At 66.2% G+C, this 18,735-nt stretch carries 15 protein-coding genes; 13 read left to right on the plus strand and 2 right to left on the minus strand.

Annotated elements, in window-relative coordinates; all coding sequences use genetic code 11:
* Window positions 1-172 precede the first annotated feature (172 nt).
* The 4 genes from FHS82_RS07240 to aliA are packed head-to-tail and all read left to right on the plus strand — an operon-like array spanning window position 173 to window position 4,622.
* Entirely contained in the window at window positions 173-943 is a 771-nt protein-coding gene (locus FHS82_RS07240) for an SDR family NAD(P)-dependent oxidoreductase (RefSeq protein ID WP_343042526.1), read from the plus strand.
* Window positions 944-954: 11 nt separating this feature from the next.
* On the plus strand, window positions 955-1,737 hold the full coding sequence (gene badI, locus FHS82_RS07245) for a 2-ketocyclohexanecarboxyl-CoA hydrolase (protein WP_166950437.1): 783 nt from the start codon (window positions 955-957) through the stop codon (window positions 1,735-1,737).
* A gap of 43 nt (window positions 1,738-1,780) precedes the next feature.
* Complete coding sequence (gene aliB, locus FHS82_RS07250) at window positions 1,781-2,941, plus strand: cyclohexanecarboxyl-CoA dehydrogenase (RefSeq protein WP_166950439.1); 1,161 nt, start codon at window positions 1,781-1,783, stop codon at window positions 2,939-2,941.
* 25 nt (window positions 2,942-2,966) lie between these two features.
* Window positions 2,967-4,622 carry a cyclohexanecarboxylate-CoA ligase gene (aliA, locus tag FHS82_RS07255; protein ID WP_166950441.1) on the plus strand — a complete coding sequence of 552 codons (1,656 nt, stop codon included), beginning with the start codon at window positions 2,967-2,969 and terminating at the stop codon, window positions 4,620-4,622.
* Window positions 4,623-4,814: 192 nt separating this feature from the next.
* Here aliA and FHS82_RS07260 read toward each other — a convergent pair whose 3' ends face one another.
* Together FHS82_RS07260 and FHS82_RS07265 are read right to left on the minus strand one after the other, a co-directional pair.
* The gene (locus tag FHS82_RS07260; protein WP_166950443.1) at window positions 4,815-5,297 is read right to left on the minus strand and encodes a GNAT family N-acetyltransferase; all 483 of its coding nucleotides are present in this window, start codon (window positions 5,295-5,297) and stop codon (window positions 4,815-4,817) included.
* 19 nt (window positions 5,298-5,316) lie between these two features.
* Window positions 5,317-9,429 (minus strand): Pls/PosA family non-ribosomal peptide synthetase, encoded by a 4,113-nt coding sequence (locus FHS82_RS07265; protein ID WP_166950445.1) that lies wholly within the window; start codon window positions 9,427-9,429, stop codon window positions 5,317-5,319.
* 374 nt (window positions 9,430-9,803) lie between these two features.
* On the opposite strand from FHS82_RS07265, the gene FHS82_RS07270 reads away from it, so the two are divergent.
* The 9 genes from FHS82_RS07270 (at window position 9,804) to paaZ (ending at window position 18,731) form a co-directional block, all read left to right on the plus strand.
* Window positions 9,804-10,697: a PaaX family transcriptional regulator C-terminal domain-containing protein gene (locus FHS82_RS07270; RefSeq protein ID WP_343042527.1), complete on the plus strand. Its 894-nt coding sequence runs from the start codon at window positions 9,804-9,806 to the stop codon at window positions 10,695-10,697.
* Between the two features lie 168 nt (window positions 10,698-10,865).
* Window positions 10,866-12,071, plus strand: a complete 1,206-nt coding sequence (gene pcaF, locus FHS82_RS07275) for a 3-oxoadipyl-CoA thiolase (protein ID WP_166950447.1) — start codon at window positions 10,866-10,868, stop codon at window positions 12,069-12,071.
* 18 nt (window positions 12,072-12,089) lie between these two features.
* Window positions 12,090-13,088 carry a 1,2-phenylacetyl-CoA epoxidase subunit PaaA gene (paaA, locus tag FHS82_RS07280; protein WP_166950449.1) on the plus strand — a complete coding sequence of 333 codons (999 nt, stop codon included), beginning with the start codon at window positions 12,090-12,092 and terminating at the stop codon, window positions 13,086-13,088.
* A gap of 70 nt (window positions 13,089-13,158) precedes the next feature.
* On the plus strand, window positions 13,159-13,443 hold the full coding sequence (gene paaB, locus FHS82_RS07285; protein WP_166950451.1) for a 1,2-phenylacetyl-CoA epoxidase subunit PaaB: 285 nt from the start codon (window positions 13,159-13,161) through the stop codon (window positions 13,441-13,443).
* Complete coding sequence (gene paaC, locus FHS82_RS07290) at window positions 13,443-14,219, plus strand: 1,2-phenylacetyl-CoA epoxidase subunit PaaC (RefSeq protein WP_166950453.1); 777 nt, start codon at window positions 13,443-13,445, stop codon at window positions 14,217-14,219. The genes paaB and paaC overlap by 1 nt, the downstream gene beginning before the upstream one ends.
* A 9-nt stretch (window positions 14,220-14,228) precedes the next feature.
* Window positions 14,229-14,753 carry a 1,2-phenylacetyl-CoA epoxidase subunit PaaD gene (gene paaD, locus FHS82_RS07295; protein WP_166950456.1) on the plus strand — a complete coding sequence of 175 codons (525 nt, stop codon included), beginning with the start codon at window positions 14,229-14,231 and terminating at the stop codon, window positions 14,751-14,753.
* A gap of 20 nt (window positions 14,754-14,773) precedes the next feature.
* Window positions 14,774-15,850: a 1,2-phenylacetyl-CoA epoxidase subunit PaaE gene (gene paaE / locus FHS82_RS07300; RefSeq protein ID WP_166950458.1), complete on the plus strand. Its 1,077-nt coding sequence runs from the start codon at window positions 14,774-14,776 to the stop codon at window positions 15,848-15,850.
* Between the two features lie 17 nt (window positions 15,851-15,867).
* On the plus strand, window positions 15,868-16,623 hold the full coding sequence (locus FHS82_RS07305) for a Phenylacetic acid catabolic protein (RefSeq protein WP_166950460.1): 756 nt from the start codon (window positions 15,868-15,870) through the stop codon (window positions 16,621-16,623).
* Window positions 16,624-16,670: 47 nt separating this feature from the next.
* A complete protein-coding gene (gene paaZ / locus FHS82_RS07310; protein WP_166950462.1) occupies window positions 16,671-18,731 on the plus strand; it encodes a phenylacetic acid degradation bifunctional protein PaaZ in 2,061 nt (686 codons plus the stop codon).
* The last annotated feature ends 4 nt before the right edge of the window (window positions 18,732-18,735 follow it).

Raw genomic sequence — 18,735 nt, forward strand, 5'->3', positions numbered from 1 at the left:
GACGTGCCGCATTAAAAATAAGGTAAATATATTGACATAAAAGTTGGGCCGGGTTACGAAGATTGCCGGGGAGGTCGATCCATTTCTGGATGCGACAATGGCTTCAAATCCGCAGAAAAAGCGGTTTTGTTGACGGAATCCTTATGGCCTTAAATCAGCAATGGAGGCATCTGTGAGGGGCTTGAAAGGTAAAGTAGTTGTCGTAACAGGCGGCGCAGGAGGCATCGGTTCGGCGACCGGCCGGCGATTCGCGGAAGAGGGGGCCCGTGTCGTCGTGGCCGATATCGGCGCCGAGGCGGCCGCCCGGGCGGTTGATGCCATCCGGAGCGCCGGCGGAGAGGCAACGGCGCTTGCCGTCGATCTCGTCGATTACGAAGCGACTGCCGCCGCAGTGGCAAATGTCGAGGCGGAGTTCGGTCCGATCGATGTGCTGGTCAACAACGTTGGCTGGGATCTGTTCGTGCCCTTCCTGAAATCCGAACCCGATTTCTGGACGAAGATCATCGATATCAACCTGCGCGCCGTGCTGAACATTACCAAACCCGTTGTTGCCTCGATGGTGGCGCGGGGTGTCGCCGGCCGGGTCGTCTCGATCGGTTCGGACGCCGGGCGCGTGGGATCGTCGGGCGAATCCGTCTACGCCGCCTGCAAGGCGGGCGTCATCGCCTTCTCGAAGACGCTGGCGCGCGAGCATGCCCGCCATGGCATCACATTCAACGTGGTTTGCCCCGGCGTGACCGAGACGGCGATGCTGGAGAGCTTCATGGAAGCGGCGGGCGACAAGGAAAAGCTGCGCGTCGCCTTCACCCGGGCCGTGCCGCTCGGCCGGCTGGGCAAGCCCGACGATCTGCCCGGCGCGATCCTGTTCCTTGCCTCCGATGACGCCGCCTTCATCACCGGGCAGGTGATCTCCGTCTCCGGCGGCCTGACGATGCACGGCTGAAAGGACGAGCCATGACCTATACGGATATTCTCTATGAAGTGAAGAACGGTGCCGCCTGGATCACCATCAACCGGCCCGACAAGTATAACGCCTTTCGCGGCCACACGGTGGATGAGTTGATCCACGCGGTCCAGACCGCCGGTTGGGATCGCAAGATCGGCGTGATCGTGCTGACGGGCGCGGGCGACAAGGCCTTCTGCACAGGCGGCGACCAGTCGGCACACGATGGGCAATACGACGGCCGGGGCGTGATCGGGTTGCCCGTCGACGAGTTGCAGAGCCTGATCCGTGACGTGCCCAAGCCGGTGATCGCGCGCGTCAACGGCTTCGCCATCGGCGGCGGCAACGTGCTCGCCACCGTCTGCGACCTCACCATCGCCTCCGAAAAGGCGCAGTTCGGCCAGGTGGGCCCCAAGGTCGGTTCGGTCGATCCCGGTTTCGGCACCGCCTATCTCGCCCGCATCGTCGGCGAGAAGCGCGCCCGCGAAATCTGGTACCTCAACAGGCGCTACACCGCCGCCGAGGCGTTGGCCATGGGGCTCGTCAACGCCGTCGTTCCGCACGAGGAACTCGACGCCGAGGTCGATCGCTGGGTGGCGGAGCTGATGGAGCGCTCTCCCACCGCGCTGGCGCTGGCCAAGGTGTCGTTCAACGCCGACAGCGAAAACATCCGCGGCATCTCGGCCCTCGGGATGCGGGCGCTCAGCCTCTACTACGAGACCGACGAGAGCAAGGAAGGCGGCATCGCATTCCGCGAGAAGAGAAAGCCGGATTTCAGGAAATTCGGCAAGTAACGAAGAAAAATGAGCCTGATGGTCCAGTAACCGGGGAGGAAACATGCATCCCACGATCTTCGACACGGCGGAATTGAGCGATCTGCGTGACCTCGCCCGCAAGTTCGCGACGGAAAAGCTCGCGCCTGGCTATCAGGCGCGCGAGAAAGCCGGTGCCTTCGGCAAGGAACTGGTGCGCGAAATGGGCAGCCTCGGGCTGATCGCGCCTGAACTGCCGGAGCAATTCGGCGGGCTCGGCGCGGGCGCGATCTATTCCGGCGTCATCATCGAGGAAATCGCCAAGGCGGACTTCAACTTCGGCTACGTGAACATCCTCGCGTCGCTGAACGGCCAGATCCTCGCCAGTTTCGCCAATCCGGACATCCGGCGGGAGTGGCTGCCGAAGCTCACGGCGGGGGAGATCATGATCGCCATCGCGCTCACCGAACCGCGCGGCGGGTCGGATGCTGCCAATCTCGGACTGCGCATGGAACGCGCGGGCGATCATTATATCATCAATGGCGAGAAAACCTCGATCTCGGCCGCCGATCAGGCGGCTGGCGCGGTTGTCTTTGCCCGCACCGGCCGGCCGGAGGACAAGGCGCGCGGCATCTCGGCGATCTTCGTGCCCATGGACACCCCCGGCATCAGCACCACCCGCTTCACGGATGTCGGCCAGCACGCGATCGGGCGCGGCTCCATCTTCTTCGACAACGTGAAGGTGCCAGCGGAGAACCTGCTCGGAGACGAGGGCACGGGCTTCGTGCAGGTGATGCAGGGCTTCGACTTCTCTCGCTCGCTGATCGGGCTGCAATGCCTCGGCACTGCGCGGCAGAGCCTCGATGAAACATGGGCCTACATCGGCGAGCGCCATGCCTTCGGCAAGCCGCTCGGGGCGTTCCAGGGCATCACCCACCAGCTCGCGGATTTCGATACGCGGATCGAGGGCGCGCGGCTGCTGAGCTACAACGCACTCTGGCTCAAGGACAATGACTTGCCGCATGTCGCCGAGGCGGCGATGGCGAAGTGGTGGCCGCCGCTGCTCGCCTATGAGGCGATCCATTGCTGCCTGCTGATCCACGGCCACGCCGCCTATTCCAGCGAACTGCCGTTCGAGCAGCGCTTGCGCGATGTGCTCGGCCTGCAGATCGGCGACGGCACCGCGCACATCATGAAGAACATCATAGCCCGCGAGCGCGCGGGCCGGGCGGCCGTGGCTGGCTGAACCCGGAAAGGGGAGGAAGCAAGCGATGAAATTCGATGCAGTACTGATCGAACCGCGCCGTGCAAGAATGGAAGCGGAAGGATTATGGCGCGGCAAGACCTTGCTCGATTATTTCGATGCCTGCGTGGCCGAAAGGCCCGATGCCGTGGGACTGACCGCCGTCACCGTCGCCACGGGCGATCGGCGCGATCTGACCTATGCCGGGATCGACCGTCTCGCGTGGCGCGCGGCGGCCGGCCTGCGCGGACTCGGCCTCGCCAGGGACGACGTGCTGGCCTGCCAGTTGCCGAACTCGTGGGAATTCGTCGTCCTCTACATCGCCTGCCGCCGGCTCGGCATCGTCTTCAATCCGGTGATGCCGATCTTCCGTGAGCACGAGCTGCTGTTCATGCTCCGTCACGGCGAGGTCAGGGCCTTCGTCGTGCCGCGGACGTTCCGCGGTTTCGATCACGAGGCGATGGCGGAGCGGATGCGGCCCGACCTGCCGGACCTCGAACACGTCATCGTCACCGGAGGAGAAGGGCCGAACGGCTTCGACGCCCTGCTGCTCGATCCCGCGCTCGACGACATACAGGACCTCGCGGCGATCAGCGCGCGCGACCGCGGCGACGCCGATGACGTGTGCCAACTCATTTATACGTCCGGCACCACGGGCGAGCCGAAGGGTGTGATGCACACCGCCAACACGATGTATTCCAATCTCGTGCCCTACGCGGAGCGTCTGCGCCTTGGCGCATCGGACGTCGTGTTGATGGCCTCGCCGATGGCTCATCAGACAGGCTTCATGTACGGCTTTCTGATGCCGGTGATGCTGCGCGCCCGCATGGTGCTCATGGATGTCTGGGACAAGGCGGTGGCGGCGCGGCTGCTTGAGAGCGAACGGGCGACCTTCACCATGGCCTCGACGCCGTTCCTCATGGATCTGTCGAACGCCGTGGAGGAGGCGGGAACAGATGCCTCGTCATTGCGCATTTTTCTCTGCGCCGGCACCGCTATCCCCGGTCCGCTCGTCGAACGTGCGCGCGGCGTACTCGGTGCAAAGGTCATTTCCGCGTGGGGCATGACCGAGAACGGCGCCGTGACCGTCGTCGCACCGGACGATCCGGACGAACGCTCGGTCAATACCGACGGCTTCGCCTTGCGCGGCATGGAGCTGCAGGTGCGCGGCGCCGACGGACTGCCGGCGCCGGCCGGCCACGAGGGCGAGCTTTACGTGCGCGGCTGTTCCAACTTCGTCGGCTACCTCAAACGTCCGCAATGGAACAACACCGACCCCGAGGGCTGGTTCGACACCGGCGACATCGCCCGCATGGACGAGCAGGGCTACATCCGTATCTGCGGGCGCTCCAAGGACATCATTATCCGCGGCGCGGAGAATATCCCGGTCATCGAGGTCGAGGCGCTGCTTTACAAGCACCCGGCGATACACCAGGTGGCGGTTGTCGGCTATCCCGACGCGCGGCTGGGCGAGCGCGCCTGCGCCTTCGTGGTGCTGAAGGGCGGACAGAGCTTCGACTTCGCTGAAATGACCCGCTTTCTGGAGATGCAGCGGCTGGCGAAACAGTACTTTCCCGAACGGCTCGAAATCCGCGACAAGCTGCCAGCGACCGCGTCGGGCAAGATCCAGAAGTTCGCGCTGCGCAACATCCTGAAGGCCGAAACCGGGGGCGGGGAAGCATGAACGGCACACCGCCCGCGATCTCGATCCGCCGGGCAACATGCGCCTGAATCGCGTCTGCGCCACCGGACAAGGCACACGACCCCGTCAGGCCCACAGTCTGGCGGGGATTGTTCCGATCGCGGGTTCCGATCAGAATTCGCTCAAGATAAGGAACCTAGAATCTGCCCTGTTTCAACGTAAACAGGACAGATTCTAAAGGCCGTTTCCGCCGGCGGGCAGGCTCATGCCGACGACCATCTCGCCGTCCTCGTCCAGCCCTTCCTCAAGAAAGCCTGCGGCACCATAGAGGCGGCGCGCTCCCTCGTTGTCCGGCATGTAGCAGATTGAGACCCGGCGCACATGGCCGAGCGTGGCGATCTCCTCCAGCGCCGCGCGCAGGGCGGCGCGTCCATAGCCGCGGCCCTGAACGGCGCTGTCGATCATGAAGCGGTAGATCCGCGCCTCGTCGTCGTCCGCCGGCGCCTCGTACATGAGAAATCCGACGATGCGCGCCTGCGCCATCACAACGCGGGGGCGGGCGTCGGGATCGTGATCGGCCTCGTCGAGCGACTCGGCGTTGCCCGCCAACCAGTCCACTTGCCCGGGCGCAAGTTCGAGGGCTACCACGGCCTCGCGGTTGGCCGCCGTCACGGGAACGAGGCGAACGGCGGGCGGCGGAGAGGTTTCGCGGTCCATCGTCTCGCCGTCCCGGGCTTCAGGCAGCGTCCGCCCGGGAAGGGGCGACGTCGCGGACCGGCGTGAGAAGGCGGTGAAGCTTCGCGGGGTTGCCGCGCCACGCGGTACCGGCCTCGATGGTCTCGCCCTTCATGACGAACGAATCCGCGTCCACCACCGCCCCGTCGCCCACGCTCACGCCGTAATGGATGAAGGCAGCCGGCGCGAGGGTGCTGCCGCTGCCGACATGCACGCGGTCGGACTTGAACACGCCTTCTTCCAGCGAATGCGCCTGAATGACGCAGGCTTCGTTGAGGGTTGCGCCGTCGCCGATCTCGACCAGCGAGCGCTCTGTGATGATGCTGCCGGCATCGTAAACCCGCCGGCCGACCTTCGCGCCCATGAGGCGCAGGATCATCGGCCGGAAGGGCGTGCCGCCGAACAGGCGGGCGACGGGCGAGTCCGACAGCTTCCAGTGGCGTTCGTGCGACCAGAAGCGGGGATCGTAAATGGTGACCATCTGCGGCCTGAGCCGCCCGAAGCCGAGGCTCGCCCGTTCGAGCAGGATGAAGAACGGAATGACGATGGCCGAGGTCAGGATCGTCGCCACGAAAAGCGCCGCCGCCCCCCACTCCGCGTAGTAGTTGAGCGCCCGGTCCCAGATCAGCATGCTCACGAACAGCGCGAACCATTGCCCCACGAGGTAAAGCAGGGCGGTGGCGGCGTTGTGCCGGTTCTTGCCGGGCAGGCGCCTGCTCCGCTCGCCCTCGTCGAAAGAGCCGATCAGCGCCTTGTCGCGTTCCACCATGCGCGGGATCGCGAAGGAAGGCGAACCGAGCAGGCCGACGTTTTCCCTCACCGGGCCGTCGACCGGGATCATGACCTTGGTGCCGAGCAGGCAGTTGGCGCCCGTGCGCGCATCCGGCGGGTAATAGATGTTGTTGCCGAGATAGTTGCGCTCGCCGATCCGTGTATGCTCCAGGCGGAAGGCAGATGCGGACTTGTACATGTTGATCATGGACAGGCCGTCCGACACGATGGTGCCGGCGCCGACCTCGCACAGCAGCGGGTTGTCGTGCTGCTGGTTGGTGCCGAAGTTGGAGCCGGTCTGCTCCACCTTGTCGAGGTTCCAGCCGATGGCGCGCATGTAGTGCACCACCGCCGAGCTGTCGCCGAACACCACGTTCAGGAAGCGGGAATTGCTCGACCACGCCACCAGCGTCTGCAACCAGAAATGGACGCCATAGAGCGAGTAGGTCCGGCCCGGCTTCAGGAACGGCCGGAACAGGCGTGGCAACACCGCCCCCGAGGCGAGTATCACGGCGATGGAGCCGAACAGCGTGATGGTGGAGGAGGCCAGCACGAGGCCGACCGTTTCCTCGAAGTCGTCGCTCACATATTCCCAGGCGCTCAGGAAAAGCAGGGGCAGCGGCGTGACGACGGCAAACAGCCCGACCAGCTGGACCGCCTCGTAGAGGATGCGGCGGGCCTTCGAGCAGGGCATGTCCGGAACCTTGCGATAGTCCGCCGTCGTGGGCACTGCCGGCGAGCCATGCCACGTCTCGCCCGCCGGAACGCTCTGTCCGCTCTGGAGCGACGAGGCGTGGCCGAGCTGCGCGCCGTCGCCCATGGCGGTGTGGATGTCGAGCACGCTCGCCTCGCCTACGAACGCGCCCCGCCCGACGTTCACCGGCCCGGTGTGGATGTAGCCCGACTGCGCGCGATAGCCCAGAACGATGGAATCCTTGCGCAGGATGGCGCTGTCGCCGAGGGAGATGAGATCCGTGCAGACCGGGACGAGGCGGCATTCGATGGCGGTGTTGCGGCCGAGGCGAGCCCCGAGCAGTTGCAGATAAAGGCTGTAGAGCGGGCTGCCGCGAAACAGCACCACGGGCGCGCTGCGGATCAGCGTCTTCACCACCCAGAAGCGATAGTAACGCACGCTCCAGATGGGGAAGGATTCCGCTTTCCAGCGGCCGATCAGCAGCCATTTGCCGATGATTGAGATCGCCGACATGCCGAAGAACAGGGCTGCCGCCAGCACCGCGCAACGCAGATAGAGATGCAGCGGCTCCTCAAGCTTGACATAGACCCAGTCGAGGCCGCGATCGAGCGCCCATAGCCCGAAGAAGCTGTAGATTCCGTAGAAAAATAGCTGGGCGGCGCCGCAGGTCCAGTAGGCGAGGGCCGAGGCTTCGTGCGTTGGCTCGGGCTCGACAGGGGTCGCGGCCTCCTGCTCCGGCCTGCGCAGATGCCGCGCGAGGCGCGCCACGCTGGGATGAAGGTAGATGTCCCGCATGGAGGTGGCAGCCCACCCCTCCCTCGCGCGCACGCGGGTGCAGAACCACGCCATGAGCAGGGAGTTGGCGCCGAGGTCGTCGAAGAAATGGTCCTCGACGGACACTTCGTCGAGTTTCAGCACGTCCGCGAGAATGCCCGCCAGAAACCGCTCGTCGTCGTTGGCAGGCGGCACCACCGGCCGCTCGGCGGAAAGCCGCGTGCTCGTCGGCTTCGGCAACTGCCGCAGATCGGCCTTGTTGGAGACCGTCATGGGAATGGTCGGCAGTTCTTCCAGATAGGCCGGCACCATGTAATCCGGCAGGCGCCGCTTCAGCTCCCGGGCGATGTCGGCGCGGGAGAGTGTGGGGAGGCCGCTCTTGAGCGCGTAATAGGCGACGAGTTCCACACGGCCGGGCTCGACTTCCCAGGTCGTGGCGGCGGCTTGCCCGATGGCCGGCTGGTCGAGCAGCACGGCCTCGATCTCGCCGAGTTCGATACGGTAACCGCGAATTTTCACCTGCGTGTCGATGCGTCCGCGATACTCGATCTGGCCCTGTCCGTTGATGCGCCCGAGGTCGCCCGTGCGGTAGATGCGCCTCGACGGGTTGTTCGGCAGGTCGAGGAAATCCGGGACGAACTTCTGCTGGGTGAGGTCCGGCCTGTTGAGGTAGCCCACCGCGAGCCCGATGCCGGCGATGCCGATCTCGCCGAGTTCCCCAGGTGCCGCGAGAGCAGGCTCCGCCGGATCCAGAATGACGATGGAGTATGTGGGCAGCGGCGCGCCGATGGTGACCGCGCCGTCCGGCGCGAGCACGCCCATCGTCGCCGTCACCGTCGCCTCGGTGGGGCCGTAGGTGTTAAGGATTTGCCGCCCCGGCTTCGACCAGCGCACCACGAGATTGTGCGGGCACGCCTCGCCGCCCACGAGCAGCAGGCGCAGGCCCGGCACCTCGCTTTCGATGGAGGAGAGCAGCGTCGGGCTGCAGGCCATGCAGGTGACGGCGTTCGTCCGCAGGAAGTCAGCCAGCTCCTCGCCGATGAGGGTGAGGCTGCCCGGCGCCGGCACCACCGTCGCGCCCGCCGCCAGCGGCACCCAAATCTCCTCCACCGAGAAGTCGAAGGCGATGGTCATGCCCTGATAGACGCGGTCGCCCGGCCTGTAGCCGTAGCTGGCGGCCGCGACGCGCACGAAGTTGCAGATGCTCCGGTGCTCGACCGCCACACCCTTCGGCTTGCCGGTCGTGCCGGAGGTGTAGAGGATGTAGCAGACCTTGTCCGTCGTGGCCGCCACCTCGTGGGCCAGCAGCGGCGCGCCGGATTGCGCGTCGACCTCGGCCGCGACCGCGTCAAGCAGCACGTGGGGCACGTGCAGTCCTTCCACCCGGCTCTCGTAAGCGCGGATCGTGACCACGAGGCCGACTCCCGCATCCTCCAGAATGAAGGCGATCCGCTCCTGCGGGAAGGCGGTGGCGAGCGGCACATAGGCGGCCCTTGCCTTCATGACGGCGAGCAGAAGCGCGTAGGTCTCGGCGGAGCGGTCGAGCAGGAGGCCCACCCGATCGCCGGGCTTCACGCCCCGCTCGACGAGGAGGCGCGCGAGCTGGTTGGCGCGCGTCTCGATTTCCCGATAGGTCCAGGTGCGCCCGCCGTCGATCACGGCCGGACACGGGCCGAAGCTCTCCACAAGCTGCTCGAACAGCCCGTCCAGTCGCTCGACGGGACGACCCTGATCGGCGAAATCGGCGCCCGCCAATATCTGGGGCCGCGTGTTCGCCATTGCCTCGTCAGCCACCGCAACAGGCGCCGGCTCGTTACCCGCACTTGCTGCCGCGGCGTCCTCGTCGAACCCGCGGCGACCGATCCCGTGGACCATTTTTCACTGCTCTGATCTTGGGATCGGAACGGGCCGATCCGGCATTGCCAAGACTGCGCAAGACGAGTTCAAGCGCCGGCGTCCCCCGGAGCCTTCCGGCACCGCTGAACTGCCCGCGCGACCGCCTTCCGCAGACTCACCCCTTGCTGGCCGCAGACGGTAATTGAAGCCTCGATAAAAGGAAAGTGCGTCTTTGGTGAGCAAACGCCTGATAAAACACCGGCTGTTTCGGGTCTTCAGCCCCGCTCAGGCGCCGGTGGGGATCGCCGGCAGACGGGCGGCGGCAGGTCGCTGTCCCGATGTTATGCTACATCTTTATGGCATATATGCCTGTTTCTGTGCCATGATAGCCAGGTATCGAATGAGGAAAGACTGTGGAACAGGTGGAACGATCCGGCCAGGCGCCGGCAATGCCCGCGGTGGCGGACGATATCCTCTCGGCTGAGGCGCCGAGGGCGGCGGCCTTCATCGTCACCGTTTACGGAGACGTGGTCGAGCCGCGCGGCGGCACGCTCTGGATGGGTACGCTGATCGAGGTCTGTTCCGCGCATGGCATCAGCGAGAGCCTGGTGCGCACGGCGGTATCGCGCCTTGTGGCATCGGGCCGGCTCCTCGGCGAGCGCGGCGGCCGGCGCAGTTTCTACCGCCTGACGTCCGCGGCGCGGCGCGAGTTCGCGGCCGCGGCCCGCATCCTCTTCGCGCCGCCGCCGCCCGCTGCCGGCTGGCTGCTCTGGGCCGACGCCGCCGATGAACTGCCGCGAGACCCGTGGGCGCGGATCGGGCCGGGACTGGCACTGGCGCCGGACCGCGCGGATCTCGACCCTCCCGACGGCTTGTTGATGCGCGTGGAGACGCTGAAAGGCGCCGCCGCCCTGCCGGAATTTGCTGCGAGATACTGGGAACTCGATGGAATCGCAAACAGTTATCGCGCCGTGATCGACCGGTTCGCGCCGCTGGCGGAGGCGCTTTCCGGCGGCTACGGGCCGGACGGCGCCGCCGCGCTGGCGCTCCGCCTGCGGCTTGTCGACCAATACCGCGCAGTAGCGCTGCGCGATCCGCGCCTGCCATCCGCCGCGCTGCCCGCCGACTGGCCGGGGCGGCAGTGCAGGGCGCTTTTCGTCACGCTCTACCGTACGCTAGCGCCGGCATCCGACATTTATATCGGGCGGCATTTCCAGGACGCAGACGGCTTGCTGCTGGCCTCGACCGAGGGGACGGCACTGAGACTGGAAAGGCTCGAACGTGAAGAATATCACCCAACAGATTGATTCTGAATAATAAAAATTTTCATTCCGCTATCAGGCCTCAAAACATCACATTATAATTGTTATTTTTATGTTGCGCGTGATGTATTTTTGATGCCTAATACATCGACCGATCGGTCACTGAATGCAGCGCATATCGGCGACCTAAAGAACACAAGGGAGGAATGACATATGCCGGAAGCCTTCATCTGCGATGCCGTGCGCACGCCCGTGGGCCGTTATGGCGGGGCGCTGGCCTCCGTGCGGGCGGACGATCTGGCCGCGGTGCCGCTCAAGGCGCTGGTGGAGCGCAATCCGGACGTGGACTGGTCTGCCGTGGACGATCTGATCTACGGCTGCGCCAATCAGGCGGGCGAAGATAACCGCAACGTGGGCCGCATGGCGGCGCTGCTGGCGGGCCTGCCCGTGGGGGTGCCGGGCACGACGGTGAACCGGCTGTGCGGTTCGGGCATGGACGCGGTCGGCATGGCCGCGCGGGCCATCCGGGCGGGAGATTGCGATTTCGTCCTCGCCGGCGGCGTGGAAAGCATGACGCGCGCGCCCTTCGTTATCCCGAAGGCGGAAGCCGCCTTTTCGCGCGCCAATGCCATCTACGACACCACCATCGGCTGGCGGTTCACGAACCCGGCGCTGAAGAAGGAATTCGGCACGCATTCCATGCCGGAGACGGCGGATAACGTGGCCGTCGATTTCGGTATCAGCCGCGCCGATCAGGACGCTTTCGCGGTGCGCAGCCAGCAGCGCTGGGCTGCCGCTCAGGAGCGGGGTGTGTTCCGCGACGAGATCGTGCCGGTCACGATCCCGCAGAGGAAGGGCGATCCCGTCGTCGTCGACACCGACGAGCATCCGCGACCCGGCGTGACGCTGGAGGCGCTGGCGAAGCTGAAGGGCGTGAACGGTCCGGACCTGACGGTGACCGCGGGCAACGCCTCGGGCGTCAACGACGGCGCGGCGGCGCTGCTGATCCTGTCCGGCGCGGCGGCGGAGAAGCAGGGGCTGACGCCGAAGGCCCGCATCGTCGCCATGGCGGCGGCGGGTGTCGAGCCGCGCATCATGGGTGTGGGGCCGGTGCCCGCGGTGCGCAAGGTGCTCGCCCGCACGGGGCTTGGCCTCGACCGGATGGATGTCATCGAACTCAACGAGGCCTTTGCTGCCCAGTCGCTCGCGGTGCTGCGCGCACTCGGCCTGCCGGACGATGCCGCGCACGTGAACCCCAATGGCGGCGCTATCGCTCTCGGCCACCCGCTCGGCATGTCGGGCGCCCGTCTCGTCACTACGGCGACGTATCAGCTTCATCGCACCGGCGGCCGCTATGCGCTCTGCACCATGTGCATCGGCGTGGGTCAGGGCATCGCCGTCATCATCGAACGTGTCTGAAAAAGGGAGGTTTCGGTCATGTACGCACAGGTTATCAAGTCCGAGGGCGCGAAGCCGCGCGGGGAGATGTCGCCGGAAGAGATCGCCTTTCAGGAGCGCATCGATCGGGGCGAGAAGATCGAGCCCAAGGAATGGATGCCGGAGGGTTATCGCAAGACGTTGATCCGCCAGATCGGCCAGCATGCCCATTCCGAGATCGTCGGCCAGCTCCCGGAGGGCAACTGGATCACCCGCGCGCCGACGCTGGAGCGCAAGGCGATCCTGCTCGCGAAGGTGCAGGACGAGGCCGGCCACGGGCTCTATCTCTACTGCGCGGCGGAGACACTGGGCGTCAGCCGTGACGAGCTGCTGGAGAAGCTGCACAACGGCAGCATGAAGTATTCGTCGATCTTCAACTATCCGACCCTGAACTGGGCCGATATCGGCGCGGTGGGCTGGCTCGTCGACGGCGCGGCGATCATGAACCAGGTGCCGCTGCAGCGCACCTCCTTCGGCCCCTACAGCCGGGCAATGATCCGCATCTGCAAGGAGGAGAGCTTCCACCAGCGTCAGGGCTACGACATCATGATGAAGATGGCGCGGGGCACGCCTGAGCAGAAGGCCATGGCGCAGGACGCGCTGAACCGCTTCTGGTATCCGGCGCTGATGATGTTCGGCCCGTCCGACAAGGATTCGGTCCATTCCGCGCAGTCGATGGCGTGGAAAATCAAGATCAACACCAACGACGAGCTACGCCAGAAATTCGTCGACCAGACCGTGCCGCAGGCCGAATACCTCGGCCTGACCGTCCCCGATCAGCACCTGAAGTGGAACGAGGAGAAGGGCGGCTACGACTTCTCGGAGCCCGACTGGAGCGAGTTCTACGACGTCCTCGCCGGCAACGGCCCCTGCAACAGGGAGCGGCTCGGCGCGCGGGTGAAGGCGTGGGAGGACGGTGCCTGGTTCCGCGACGGTCTCGTCGCCCACGCGGAGAAGGCCGAGGCGCGTCGCGCCGCTGCGAAGATCGCTGCCGAGTAACGCCGAGGACCGATGAATAACGGCGGGCGGCCGAAGCCGCCCGCAGCAAAAAAACTGGGAGGATTATCGAATGTCCAGCGAATGGCCCCTCTGGGAAGTATTCATCCGCGGTCAGCACGGGCTCAACCACCGCCATGTCGGCAGCCTGCATGCGCCGGATGCGGAAATGGCGATCAAGAATGCCCGCGATGTCTATACACGCCGCAACGAGGGCGTGTCGATCTGGGTGGTGAAATCGGTCGATATCGCGGCCTCCAGCCCCTCCGACAAGGGGCCGCTCTTCGAGCCGTCGAACTCGAAGGTCTATCGCCACCCGACCTTCTTCGACATTCCGGAAGAAGTGGGGCATATGTGATGGCCGCGATCATTGCCGCGGTCGATCGGGCCGCTTTCTTCGAGTTCCTCACCCGGATGGGGGACAATACCCTGATCCTCGGCCACCGCGTATCCGAATGGTGCGGGCATGCTCCAGTGCTGGAAGAGGATATCGCGCTCGCCAACACCGCGCTCGACCTCATCGGGCAGACCCAGCTCTGGCTCGGCCTCGCCGGCGAGATCGAGGGCAAGGGCCGCAACGCCGACAACCTCGCCTTCCTGCGCGATGCCGGCGGGTTTCGCAACGTGCTGCTGGTCGAGCGGCCGAACGGCGATTTCGGCCAGACGCTGATGCGCCAGTTCCTGTTCGACGCCTGGCATCACGGGATGCTGACGGCGCTGACCGCCTCCGCCGATCCGCGCGTGGCGGAGATCGCGGCGAAGGCGCTTAAGGAGGTGTCCTACCATCTGGAGCGTTCGAGCGATCTCGTGATCCGTCTCGGCGACGGGACGCCCGAGAGCCACAAGCGGATGCAGCAGGCGCTCGACGACATCTGGACCTATACCGGCGAACTCTTCGTCGCCGATGAAACCGATCGGGCGATGGCGGAGGCGGGTATCGCGCCCGATCCGGCGCGCCTCAGGGCGAAATGGGAAGAGATCGTGACCGGCGTGCTGACCGAGGCGGCGCTGAAGATTCCGGCGACGGGTTATGTCCACAAGGGTGGCAGGCGCGGCGTGCATACCGAGCATCTGGGCTACATCCTCGCCGACATGCAGTTCCTGCAGCGCGCCTATCCCGGCGCGGTCTGGTAGGAGGCGACGATGCCCGCCGTCACCAAGCCTTCCACCGAAGAGGTCTGGCGCTGGTTGTCGGAGGTGCCGGATCCGGAAATCCCCGTGATTTCCCTGACCGATCTGGGGATCATCCGCGATGTCGCGTGGGACGACGATACGCTGGTCGTGACCGTCACGCCGACCTATTCCGGCTGTCCGGCGACGACGGTGATCAACCTCGACATAGAACACGCCCTGCGCGGCCGGGGGATCGGGAAGCTGCGGCTGGACCGCCGGCTCTCACCCCCCTGGACCACAGACTGGATCAGCGAGGCCGGCCGCGAGAAGCTCAAGGACTACGGCATCGCGCCGCCCATCGATGGCACCGCGGCGGACGGGCGGCTCGTGGCGAGAGCGAAGCGCCTTGCCGAGGGGGCCAACCTCGCCATTGCCTGCCCGCGCTGCGGCTCGACCCGGACCGAGAAAGTGAGCCAGTTCGGCTCCACCCCCTGCAAGGCCAGCTATCGCTGCCGCGACTGCCTGGAACCCTTCGACTATTTCAAATGCATCTAAGAATGCGGAGGTAACGCCGAATGGCCCGTTTCCACTCCCTTGAGGTCGTCGATGTGCGGCGCGAGACCCGCGACGCCGTCGTTGTGACCCTTAAACCCCGGCCCGAGGATGAGGGCGCCTTCGACTTCATCCAGGGCCAGTATCTGACCTTCCGCCGCGACTTCGACGGCGAGGAGCTGCGTCGCAGCTACTCGATCTGTGCCGGCACGGACGAAGGTTGCCTGAAGGTCGGCATCAAGCGCGTCGACGGCGGCGCCTTTTCGACATGGGCAAACGAGAACCTCGCGGCCGGCGACACGATCGAGGCGATGCCGCCGATGGGCAAGTTCTTCGTGCCGCTGGACCCGCAAAGCGACCGCCACTATCTCGGCTTCGCGGGTGGCTCGGGGATCACGCCGGTTCTGTCGATTGTCAAGACGGTGCTGGCGCGCGAGCCGAAGTCGCGCTTCACGCTCGTCTACGCTAACCGCCAGATCAGCTCGATCATGTTCCGCGAGGAGCTGGAGGACCTGAAGAACCTCTATCTGGGCCGGCTTGCCGTGCTGCACGTGCTGGAAACGGAGGCGCAGGAGATCGACCTGTTCACCGGCCGCATCGACGCGGAAAAGGTGCAGGCGCTGTTCGCGCACTGGATCGACGTCAACTCCGTCGGCACGGCCTTCATCTGCGGGCCGGAGCCGATGATGCTGGCGATAGCGGCCGCGCTGCGCAACCACGGGTTGGCGGATTCGCAGATCAAGTTCGAACTCTTCGCCTCCGGCCAGCCGGGGCGCGCCAGAGCCAAGGCTGTCTCCCGGGTCGCCGTGGAGCCGGGTTCCGGCACCGAGGCCACGGTGACGCTCGACGGCGCAACCCGCACCTTCCTCATGCCGCGGCAGGGACAGAGCCTGCTCGACGCCGCGCTCGCAGCCAATCTGGACGCGCCCTATTCCTGCAAGGTGGGTGTCTGTTCCACCTGTCGCTGCAAGGTGGTGGAGGGTGAGGTGGAAATGGCCGTGAACCACGCGCTGGAAGACTACGAGGTGCGCGCGGGCTACGTGCTTTCCTGCCAGTCCTTCCCGCTGAGCGAGAAGCTCGTCGTCAGCTACGACGAATAAACAGCGGGGAGAAAATTATGTCCGACGTCATGAACATCGATGATTATCTGGCGCAGGGCGGCGTGTTGACCTCGCCTGACAACGTGCCCGCCCGCTATCGCGGGGAGCTGCTGCGCCTCATGTCCTCCTTCGTGGACAGCGAGCTTGCCGGATCGGCCGGCTTCGCCGGCGCCATCAACTTCGCCCCCGGCATCAAGGAGCGCATCGCCGCGAGCCGCATCACGCTGGAGAAGGCCGATCACGCCGAGCGCGTGCTCAACGTAATGGGCTCCTTCGGCACCGACACCCGTCGCTATCAGACGCAGCACGACTGGGCAGCGCGGGTGGCGCGCGACGCCGATTTCGGCGCGGCACGCACAGGCGGGGACATGCGGCTGTCCGTCTTCCGCTATCCGCTCGATGGCTGGACTGACGCCGTGGCGATGAACGTGCTGATGGGGCTGGCGACCGGCGTGCAGCTCACCGAACTTACCCGCGTCTCCTATGCGCCGCTGGCTGAGGTTTTCCGCGAGATCGCGCCGCGCGAGGCACGCCATGCGGAGCTTGGCCTCGAAGGGCTCGAACGCATCGCCGCGGCTGATGAGGGCAGGGCTGAGGCCCGTGCCGCCGTCGCCTACTGGCACCCGCGCGTGGCGGCCACCTTCGGCGTGGCGGGCTCGGCGCGCTACGGCACGCTCGCCCGCTTCGGCCTGCGCCACACGCCGAACGAGACGCTGCTCGCCCGCTGGGAGGGGCTGGTGGCGGAGAAGCTTGGCCCGCTCGGCCTGAACTGACCGCGCGTCTCCCGCGCCGCTCCCCTGAACCCATGAAGGAAGTATCCATGACGACCCTGGCCCGCGCTCCGCGCCGTCTCGAAAGCTATGTCTGCGGAAGCTGGACCGCCGGCGCGAAGGAGGGGCAGCCCCTTCTCGACGCCGCGACCGGCGAGACCGTGGCTTTGATCGATTCCACGGGACTCGATTTCGCCGCCGCGCTCGCCTACGGCCGCGAAGTGGTGGGCCCGAAGCTGCGGGCGCTGTCGTTCCACGAGCGCGCCGGGCTGCTCAAGGCGCTGGGCACGGCGCTGATGGAGCGGAAAGAGGAGTTCTACGCCGAGAGCTTCCACACCGGCGCGACGCGCGCCGACGGCTGGGTAGACATCGAGGGCGGCATAGGCACCATGCTGTCCTACGCATCGAAAGGCCGGCGGGAGCTGCCGAACACGCGCGTGCTCATCGACGGGCCGGTGGAGCCGCTGTCGCGGGACAACAGCTTCTCGGCCCAGCATATTCTGACGCCGCTCCAGGGCGTGGCGGTGCATATCAATGCCTTCAACTTCCCCGTCTGGGGCATGCTGGAGAAGGTCGCGCCGGCGTTGCTCGCGGGCGTTCCCTGCGTGGTCAAGCCGGCGAGCCAGACAGCCTATCTCACCGAACTCGTGGTCCGGCGGATCGTGGAGACGGGTCTTCTGCCGGAAGGCGCGCTGCAGTTGATCAGCGGCTCTGTAGGCGACCTGCTGGATCACGTCACCGGGCAGGACGTCGTCACCTTCACCGGCTCGGCCGGAACGGGGCGGAAGCTGAAGGCGCATCCGGCGGTCGTCGCCAATTCCGTTCGTTTTACGATGGAGGCCGACAGCCTGAACGCCTCCATCCTCGGCCCGGACGCCGTGCCGGGCACGCCGGAGTTCGACCTGTTCGTGAAGGAGGTCGTGCGGGAGATGACGGTGAAGGCGGGGCAGAAATGCACCGCCATCCGCCGCGTCATCGCGCCGCGCGCACACGTGCAGGCGCTGGTCGAGGCGCTGCGCGGGCGGCTGGACAGGACGGCGGTGGGCCTGCCGGCGGAGGAGGGCATCCGCATGGGGCCGCTGGCCTCGCTCGGCCAGCGGGAGGAGGTGCGTGCCCGCATCCGCGAGCTGCAGGCCGACGCAGAGATCGTCGCCGGCGATCCCGACGATGTGCGCGTGGCGTCGGGCGATGCGGAGAAGGGCGCCTTCCTCAATCCCGTCCTGCTCTACGCCGATCGGCCCTTCGAGGCGGCGGCGGTGCATGACGTGGAGGCGTTCGGCCCGGTTTCGACCGTGCTGCCCTACGATACGCTCGACGAAGCGGTGGCGCTGGCGCGCAAGGGCAAGGGCTCGCTCGTCGCCTCCGTCTTCACCGACGATCCGGCAGTGGCGGAGGAAGTGGCGATCGGCACTGCGCCGTTCCACGGCCGTGTGCTGATCGGCAACCGGGCCTCGGCCAAATCCTCCACCGGCCATGGCTCGCCGCTCGCCGGCCTCGTCCATGGCGGTCCCGGCCGCGCCGGCGGCGGCGAGGAACTGGGCGGCATGCGCGGCGTGACGCATTACATGCAGCGCACGGCAGTGCAGGGCGCGCCGCGGCTCCTCTCGGCCGTGACGGGACGCTGGATCGAGGGCGCGGAGGTGCAGCAGGGCATCCACCCGTTCCGCAAGTCGCTGGCGAAGCTGAAGATCGGAGACCAGCTCGTGACGGAACGGCGCACCGTGACGCAGGACGACGTGGAGCATTTCGCGCACTTCACCGGCGACACGTTCTACGCCCACATGAATGAGGAAGCGGCGAAGGCGAATCCGTTCTTCGACGGGCGTGTGGCGCACGGCTACCTGATCGCGTCCTTCGCTGCCGGGCTCTTCGTCGATCCCGCGCCGGGTCCGGTGCTGGCGAACTACGGCGTCGACAACCTGCGGTTCCTGACGCCGGTGTATTTCGGCGACTCGCTGCAGGTGCGTCTCACCTGCAAGGAGATCAATCCGCGCGCGACCGCCGAGCACGGCGAGGTGCGCTGGGATTGCCAGGTCACCAACCAGAACGATGCCGTGGTGGCGCAATACGACGTGCTCACCATGGTCGCCAAGGACTGGCCGCAGGCCTGACGTC

The organism is Pseudochelatococcus lubricantis, assembly GCF_011762225.1.
In the GTDB taxonomy this organism is placed as follows: domain Bacteria; phylum Pseudomonadota; class Alphaproteobacteria; order Rhizobiales; family Beijerinckiaceae; genus Pseudochelatococcus; species Pseudochelatococcus lubricantis.

Excerpts from the sequence above, each read along its gene's own strand:
- FHS82_RS07260 (WP_166950443.1), bottom strand. The coding sequence starts at position 5,297 with ATGGACCGCGAAACCTCTCCGCCGCCCGCCGTTCGCCTCGTTCCCGTG.
- badI (WP_166950437.1), top strand. The coding sequence starts at position 955 with ATGACCTATACGGATATTCTCTATGAAGTGAAGAACGGTGCCGCCTGG.
- paaA (WP_166950449.1), top strand. The coding sequence starts at position 12,090 with ATGTACGCACAGGTTATCAAGTCCGAGGGCGCGAAGCCGCGCGGGGAG.
- paaD (WP_166950456.1), top strand. The coding sequence starts at position 14,229 with ATGCCCGCCGTCACCAAGCCTTCCACCGAAGAGGTCTGGCGCTGGTTG.
- FHS82_RS07265 (WP_166950445.1), bottom strand. The coding sequence starts at position 9,429 with ATGGTCCACGGGATCGGTCGCCGCGGGTTCGACGAGGACGCCGCGGCA.
- aliB (WP_166950439.1), top strand. The coding sequence starts at position 1,781 with ATGCATCCCACGATCTTCGACACGGCGGAATTGAGCGATCTGCGTGAC.
- pcaF (WP_166950447.1), top strand. The coding sequence starts at position 10,866 with ATGCCGGAAGCCTTCATCTGCGATGCCGTGCGCACGCCCGTGGGCCGT.
- paaZ (WP_166950462.1), top strand. The coding sequence starts at position 16,671 with ATGACGACCCTGGCCCGCGCTCCGCGCCGTCTCGAAAGCTATGTCTGC.
- paaB (WP_166950451.1), top strand. The coding sequence starts at position 13,159 with ATGTCCAGCGAATGGCCCCTCTGGGAAGTATTCATCCGCGGTCAGCAC.
- FHS82_RS07305 (WP_166950460.1), top strand. The coding sequence starts at position 15,868 with ATGTCCGACGTCATGAACATCGATGATTATCTGGCGCAGGGCGGCGTG.
- aliA (WP_166950441.1), top strand. The coding sequence starts at position 2,967 with ATGAAATTCGATGCAGTACTGATCGAACCGCGCCGTGCAAGAATGGAA.
- paaC (WP_166950453.1), top strand. The coding sequence starts at position 13,443 with ATGGCCGCGATCATTGCCGCGGTCGATCGGGCCGCTTTCTTCGAGTTC.
- paaE (WP_166950458.1), top strand. The coding sequence starts at position 14,774 with ATGGCCCGTTTCCACTCCCTTGAGGTCGTCGATGTGCGGCGCGAGACC.